This window comes from Salinibacter sp. (genome assembly GCF_042218895.1).
GTDB lineage: Bacteria > Bacteroidota > Rhodothermia > Rhodothermales > Salinibacteraceae > Salinibacter.
The window spans coordinates 9,461-15,314 of record NZ_JBDGQQ010000050.1; the positions used below are offsets into that span (position 1 = coordinate 9,461).

Annotated in this window: 5 protein-coding genes; all 5 read left to right on the forward strand. The window is 66.3% G+C overall.

What is annotated here, in order from left to right; all coding sequences use genetic code 11:
• The first annotated feature begins 412 nt into the window (after nucleotides 1–412).
• The 5 genes from ABEL04_RS05450 (at nucleotide 413) to ABEL04_RS05470 (ending at nucleotide 5,738) form a co-directional block, all read left to right on the forward strand.
• Nucleotides 413–1,489, forward strand: a complete 1,077-nt coding sequence (locus ABEL04_RS05450; protein ID WP_375801373.1) for a glycine betaine/L-proline ABC transporter ATP-binding protein — start codon at nucleotides 413–415, stop codon at nucleotides 1,487–1,489.
• 125 nt (nucleotides 1,490–1,614) lie between these two features.
• Nucleotides 1,615–2,496 (forward strand): ABC transporter permease, encoded by an 882-nt coding sequence (locus ABEL04_RS05455; RefSeq protein ID WP_375801374.1) that lies wholly within the window; start codon nucleotides 1,615–1,617, stop codon nucleotides 2,494–2,496.
• A gap of 166 nt (nucleotides 2,497–2,662) precedes the next feature.
• Complete coding sequence (locus tag ABEL04_RS05460; protein ID WP_375801375.1) at nucleotides 2,663–3,703, forward strand: glycine betaine ABC transporter substrate-binding protein; 1,041 nt, start codon at nucleotides 2,663–2,665, stop codon at nucleotides 3,701–3,703.
• Between the two features lie 116 nt (nucleotides 3,704–3,819).
• On the forward strand, nucleotides 3,820–5,196 hold the full coding sequence (locus tag ABEL04_RS05465) for a hypothetical protein (protein ID WP_375801376.1): 1,377 nt from the start codon (nucleotides 3,820–3,822) through the stop codon (nucleotides 5,194–5,196).
• A 320-nt stretch (nucleotides 5,197–5,516) separates the two neighbouring features.
• Entirely contained in the window at nucleotides 5,517–5,738 is a 222-nt protein-coding gene (locus ABEL04_RS05470) for a hypothetical protein (protein ID WP_375801377.1), read from the forward strand.
• The last annotated feature ends 116 nt before the right edge of the window (nucleotides 5,739–5,854 follow it).

Genomic DNA, 5,854 nt, shown 5'->3' on the forward strand with positions numbered 1-5,854 from the left:
TCGGATTCCATGGGGCAGGATCGGTTTGTGGAGTGAAAGGTGTTGGCACTCATGATACGCAGAGCACCGAAAGTGTTTGGACGGACTCGTGATGAATGCCGGCTTGCGGGCGTGGGGAAATCCACGACGCTTCTGCCCGACGTTCCTCCACGAGCGGCCCCCGCCGGTCGGGACGCCAGAACGGGGAAACGCGGCCGAGAAGGAAGAATCCTCACTGGGCACCGCCGTTCCCGGCGAAAATCCGCGAGGAAAAGTAAGACCGGAGGAAAGTTCCCTGATTCTCCAAACACGTTCTCTTCGGGAATCTAAGTAGCCAAGTCACAGGAGATAAAAAAGACAGGTTCAATCTGTCCTTCGGCACGGCCCCGTTCGCGCCTCCGCTCTGCCCGTCATCGAACAGGTTCAACAGATCATGTCCATCATCGAGGTGGAAGGGCTCTGGAAAATTTTCGGGGGCCAGCCGGGACGCGCCCGGGCGCTAGCCCGAGAGGGAGCGTCGAAGGCAGAGGTGAAGGCGGAGACCGGCTCCGTGATCGCGGTCGACGACGCGACCTTCGAGGTGCAGGAGAAGGAGATCTTTGTCGTGATGGGGCTTTCGGGGAGCGGGAAGTCGACGCTTCTGCGCTGCATCAACCGGCTCATCGACCCCACCTTCGGAGAGGTGCGCGTGCACGACGAGGAGGTGACGGGCCTCAGCGGGGAGCAGCTCCGGCGCCTCCGCCGCGACAGGATGTCGATGGTCTTCCAGAACTTCGGGCTTTTTCCCCACCGGAGCGTCCTCGGCAACGTCGAGTACGGCCTCGAGGTAAGCGGCGTGTCGCCCGACGAGCGCCGGCAGAAGGCCCGCCGCACGCTCGCGTCGGTCGGCCTGGAGGGCTACGAGGACAGCCGGCCCGGCGAGCTGAGCGGGGGGATGCAGCAGCGCGTGGGGCTGGCCCGGGCGCTCGTGACCGATCCCGAGATCCTGCTGATGGACGAGCCCTTCAGCGCGCTCGACCCGCTCATCCGCGAGGAGATGCAAAACGAGCTCCTCGACCTCCAGGAGCAGCTGGAGCCCACCTGCACGATTCTGTTCATCACCCACGACCTCGACGAGGCCCTCAAGATGGGCGACCGGATCACCATCATGGAGGAGGGGCGTCTCGCGCAGGTGGGCACGCCCACCGAGATCCTCACCGAGCCGGCCGACGACTACGTGCGCTCCTTCGTCCAGAACGTGGACCGCACGAAAATCCTCCCGGCGACCGCCGTCATGCGCGAGCCCGACGGGACGCTCCCGAGCGGGGGCCCGTCGGTCGCCCCGGAGACGCCCGTCGCCGAGATCCTGCCGCTTCTCTTCGAGAGCGACGGCCCGATCGCCGTCCGGAACCGCTCAGGCGAGGTGGAGGGAATTGTAGACCGGAACGCAGTCATGAAAGAGACGCGCCGGAACGCCGAGGGGGAGACCGGGAAACCGGAAGGCCCGCGGACGGAGCCGGAAGCGGCGTGACCCCGGCAGCGCCAGAGGGCCGGCGGCGCCTCCGAGCCGCCTCGGCGCTTCCATTCGAGGGGCCCTTCGCGCCCGGCACGCCTGCCGCACGCATCCACGTTTGCCTCACGCATTTACCACCGGTCATGCAGCTGGACATCGGCGCCCTGTTCGACACTCTCATCACCTGGCTCCAAAACAACTTCGGGCCGTTCTTCGACGCGGTGACGACCGCGATCAGTACGATCGTCACGGGGCTGGAGAACGCCCTGCTGTTTCTGCCGAGCTGGGTCGTGATCCTCCTCTTCGTCCTCCTGGCGTGGCGGGTGGCCAGCCGCGGGGTGGCCGCGTTCACCGCGGTCGGGCTGACGCTTCTCGAGAGCGTCGAGTTTACGATGTTCGGGATGAACGTTGCCTTCGGAATGGGGTTCTGGACGCTCACGATGCAGACCCTCGCCCTCGTTCTCACGGCCACGCTCCTGTCGTTGCTGATCGGCGTTCCGCTCGGCATCTGGGCGGCGAAGAACGACGTCGTGCACGCGATCATCCGCCCGATCCTCGACTTCATGCAGACCATGCCGGCCTTCGTCTACCTCATTCCGGCCGTCGTGCTGTTCGGGCTCGGAACGGTGCCGGGCGTCATCGCAACCTTTATTTTCGCCACGCCCCCCTCTGTTCGCCTCACAAACCTGGGCATCCGACAGGTCTCGGAAGAGGCGGTCGAGGCCGCCCGGTCATTCGGATCAACCCCCGCCCAGCTGCTTTTCAAGATCGAGCTTCCGATGGCGCTCCCGACCATCCTCGCGGGCATCAACCAGACGGTGCTTCTGGCCCTGTCGATGGTCGTAATTGCCGGCCTCATTGGGGCGGGCGGGCTGGGTAAGCCGGTCGTCACGGGGGTCATGCAGCAGCAGGTGGGGCTCGGGTTCGAAGGGGGACTGGCGATCGTTATCCTGGCCATCGTCCTGGACCGCATCACGCAGGCCGTTGGGGAGAAGGCCGGAACCACGACGCCGGCGACGGCATGACCTGCCAACCGTTTTGGCCCGCCACTCACGAAGCGCTCTGGGGGTTGGCCGTCGCGGGAGCGAACTTCTCCGGCACCCGATGTTCCCAGCACCCGACAGGCGGGCCCGGTATCCGTTCCGGCAACGCCACCGCGCTCTTCTGCTTTCCACCACCATACTTCCTGCCATGAACACCCTGAGCACGTTTCTTCGCTCCTTCGCTGCGGCGCTTGCCGTGACGATTCTCCTGACGGGCTGTGGCCAGGACGGGGGCTCGTCGGGCCAGGGGGAGACCCAGCTAAACATGGTCACCGTAAACTGGATCGAGGGGCTGGCCATGACCTACATGCAGGAGCAAATCGTGGAGGACAGCCTGGGCATAGAGGCCGGCGTGAAGGAGGTGCAGGGCCGGGGCCTTGCGTTTTCGTCCGTCGCCTCGGGGGACCGTCACTTCTTCAACGAGGCGTGGCTTCCGACGACGCACCGGGAAAACTGGCAGAAGACCAAAGGCTCGCTTCAGAAGCTGGGCTACACGTACCGGGGCACGTCCGTCGGGCTCGCCGTGCCTACGTACATGGAGGTAGATACCATTACGGACCTTCGGGCGTACCGCCAGGCGCTCGACGGCACGATCAACGGCATCGAGGCCGGGGCGTCCATCAACCAGCAGACCCGCCAAACGCTGAAAAAGTACGGCATGGACGACGAGTTCTCGGTGCTGGCGGCCAGCGGGCCGGCGACGTGGCAGGCGCTGGAGACTGCGATTCAAGAGAAGACGCCCATTGTCGTCGTCGCCTGGTATCCCCACTGGAAGTGGACCGAGTTTGACCTCAAATACGTCGACGGGGCGCACACGGGGCACAACGTAGACATCTGGGGCTATCCAGAAGACATCTTCACGCTCGTGGACAATGGCTTCGTCGAGCGCTTCCCGAAAGACGTCGTTTGCTTCCTCAAGGAATTTGAGGTAAACGACAAGCAGGTCCTGAGCCTCATGTCGGCCTTCCGGAACCGGGGGGAGGCGAGCAAACCGGAGGCCGCCGCGCAGTGGATTGAGAACCACCCGGACGCGGTGTCGACGTGGATGGAGCAGACGCGGGCGTGCGTCGCCTCGGACACGATGCCCCAGCCGCTCCCGGACAGCGCGGCGTACTCGACCCGGCGGGCACAGAAAAACGACGGGGCGTCTCTCCACCAGCCCGGAGACCCGCTCGCGTCAGGCCAGTAAGCAGCTGAGCGGGGCCCCTGCCCCCGGCCCCTGGCGCGCCGCTTCGGGCCCCGTGCCCGCGACAGAACCGGCGCACTTCCGTCCTCGCAACTGACCCCGCAACCCCCAACGACTGCATGAACCTCTTTGGCATGACAGGCCGCCCCGGCACAACGAGCCGCCCCAGCACAACGGGCCGCCCCGGCACGACGAACCCCCTCGGCACAGGGCTCCCTGTGCTCCTCATTGCGCTTGCGCTTCTGCTCCCCGGCCGCGGGGCGGCCGCGCCGGGGCCACCAGACAGCTCCGACGCGCCTCCAGGCGTCCTGGAGAGGCCCGCCGCGCCCGGCCCCGAATCGGCGTCCCAGGACAGCCTGCGCCTCGACGTCGACGTGAACGGCTCGGTGCGCTTCAACGTGCTCTTCCGCAGCTACGGCAGCGACAACGAGCCGCTCTTCCCGGGCGCCCCAAACGTCGAGTCCTCGGCCGACCACGTGCTGGGGGACGGCGGCTTCACGTTCGACACGTTCCGGATTGGGGCCCGGGGCTCCTACGGGCGCCTCCTCTTCGACGCGGAGTACGCCCTCTACCCCGAGTCCCTGGGGGGCACCTTCCTCCACCACGGATGGGTGGGCTACAAGTTCAGTGACATCCGCCAGATCCAGGTGGGCGTAAGCCAGGTTCCGTTCGGCATCCAGCCCTACGCGTCGAGCAGTTGGTTTTTCAACAACACCTACTACCTCGGGCTCGAAGACGACTACGACGCCGGCATCAAGGCCATCTTCCGCCCCGGCAACTGGGACCTGCAGGGCGCCTACTACATGAACGCCGAGCAGACCGACTTTTTCTCCGGGAGCACCGCCCAGCGCTACTCCTACGACGTGGTGCCGACCACGTCGGCGGCCTACATCTCCGCCCGGGGCGTAAGCGAGGCGCACCAGCTGAACGCGAAGGTGACCTACACCGCCGCCCACGGGGCGCTTGGCTCCACGACAGTCGGGGTCTCCGCCCAGCGCGGCCAGCTTCTCAACGAGAACACCGGCGCGACGGACTGGCACGCCGCCTACGCCGTACACCTGCGCGGCCGCTACGCCGGCCTCGACGTGAAGCTGGAGTTTGCCCAGCGGTCAATGAATCCCCCCGGTGTGGACGACGATCGCTTCGTCGTGATGGGGGCGTACGGCCTGCCGAACCGCGTCGCGAGCGACGTTGACGTGTACTCGTCCAGCCTCGCCTACCACGTGCCGGTAGACGTCGGGCCGGTTTCGGAGATCAAGCCATACTACGACTTCAGTCTCGTCACGAAGGACGTGGAGGCCTGGAACAGCAACGCGTCCCACGTCGTCGGCGTGCTCACCTCGGCCGGCCCCCTGTTCGTCTATGCGGACCTGATCGTCAGCAAAGGACACCCGTTCAACCAGCCGTTCGACGCTACATTTCCCAGCGTCCTGGCGGCGCAGACCGACAACACGTGGCGGACGGCCTTCAACGTAAACCTCGGGGTGTACTTCTGAGCGGTCGGTGGCTGGTGGCCGGCGGAACCGGGGCCGGGCCCCCGGGCCTACCGGCGCCTGCTCTTCCGCCGCTCGGGTCCACAGGCCGGCCGTAAGCCGCCGGGCGCCGACGAGAATTACCTGACTGTCACGCCCGTCCCTGCACCCCGAGGGGTCGGTCTTCGTATTTGACTCCACAAGAGCAGGTGTAGAGTACGTCATTCCCCCGCCCCCAGAGCGGGGTCCGGCGGGCGCCGCTGCCACTCAGCCCGCTGCCGCCGGCACGACCCCTGCAGCACGTTTTCTCCTCGTGCAGTCTCCAACAAGCGACCCGCAACCCAATGCCGATGTTTCCGCCCGACGGGTTCCCGTACGTATTTGAGTGTGAGTGTGGAACCAAGGCCCAGGTCACCTACGCCGAGGCGGCAGAGACGGCCCGAGAGGACTGGGTCGCCCGCAAAGCGATCAACCACGTGCTTACCGAGAAGCACGGCTGGGGGGAGACGAAGGGCGGCAAGCGGTGCGAGGAGTGCATCACGGCGAAGAGCACGCCAAAGCCTTAGGTGGAGCCGGGCCCTGTCTCTCTGGGGCCCCACTCCTGGCAACGAGAGCCTGGCCGCCGGCAACGACATGACGCCCCGAAACAACCCGCCCCCGAAACAGCGCGCCGCCTGTAGGC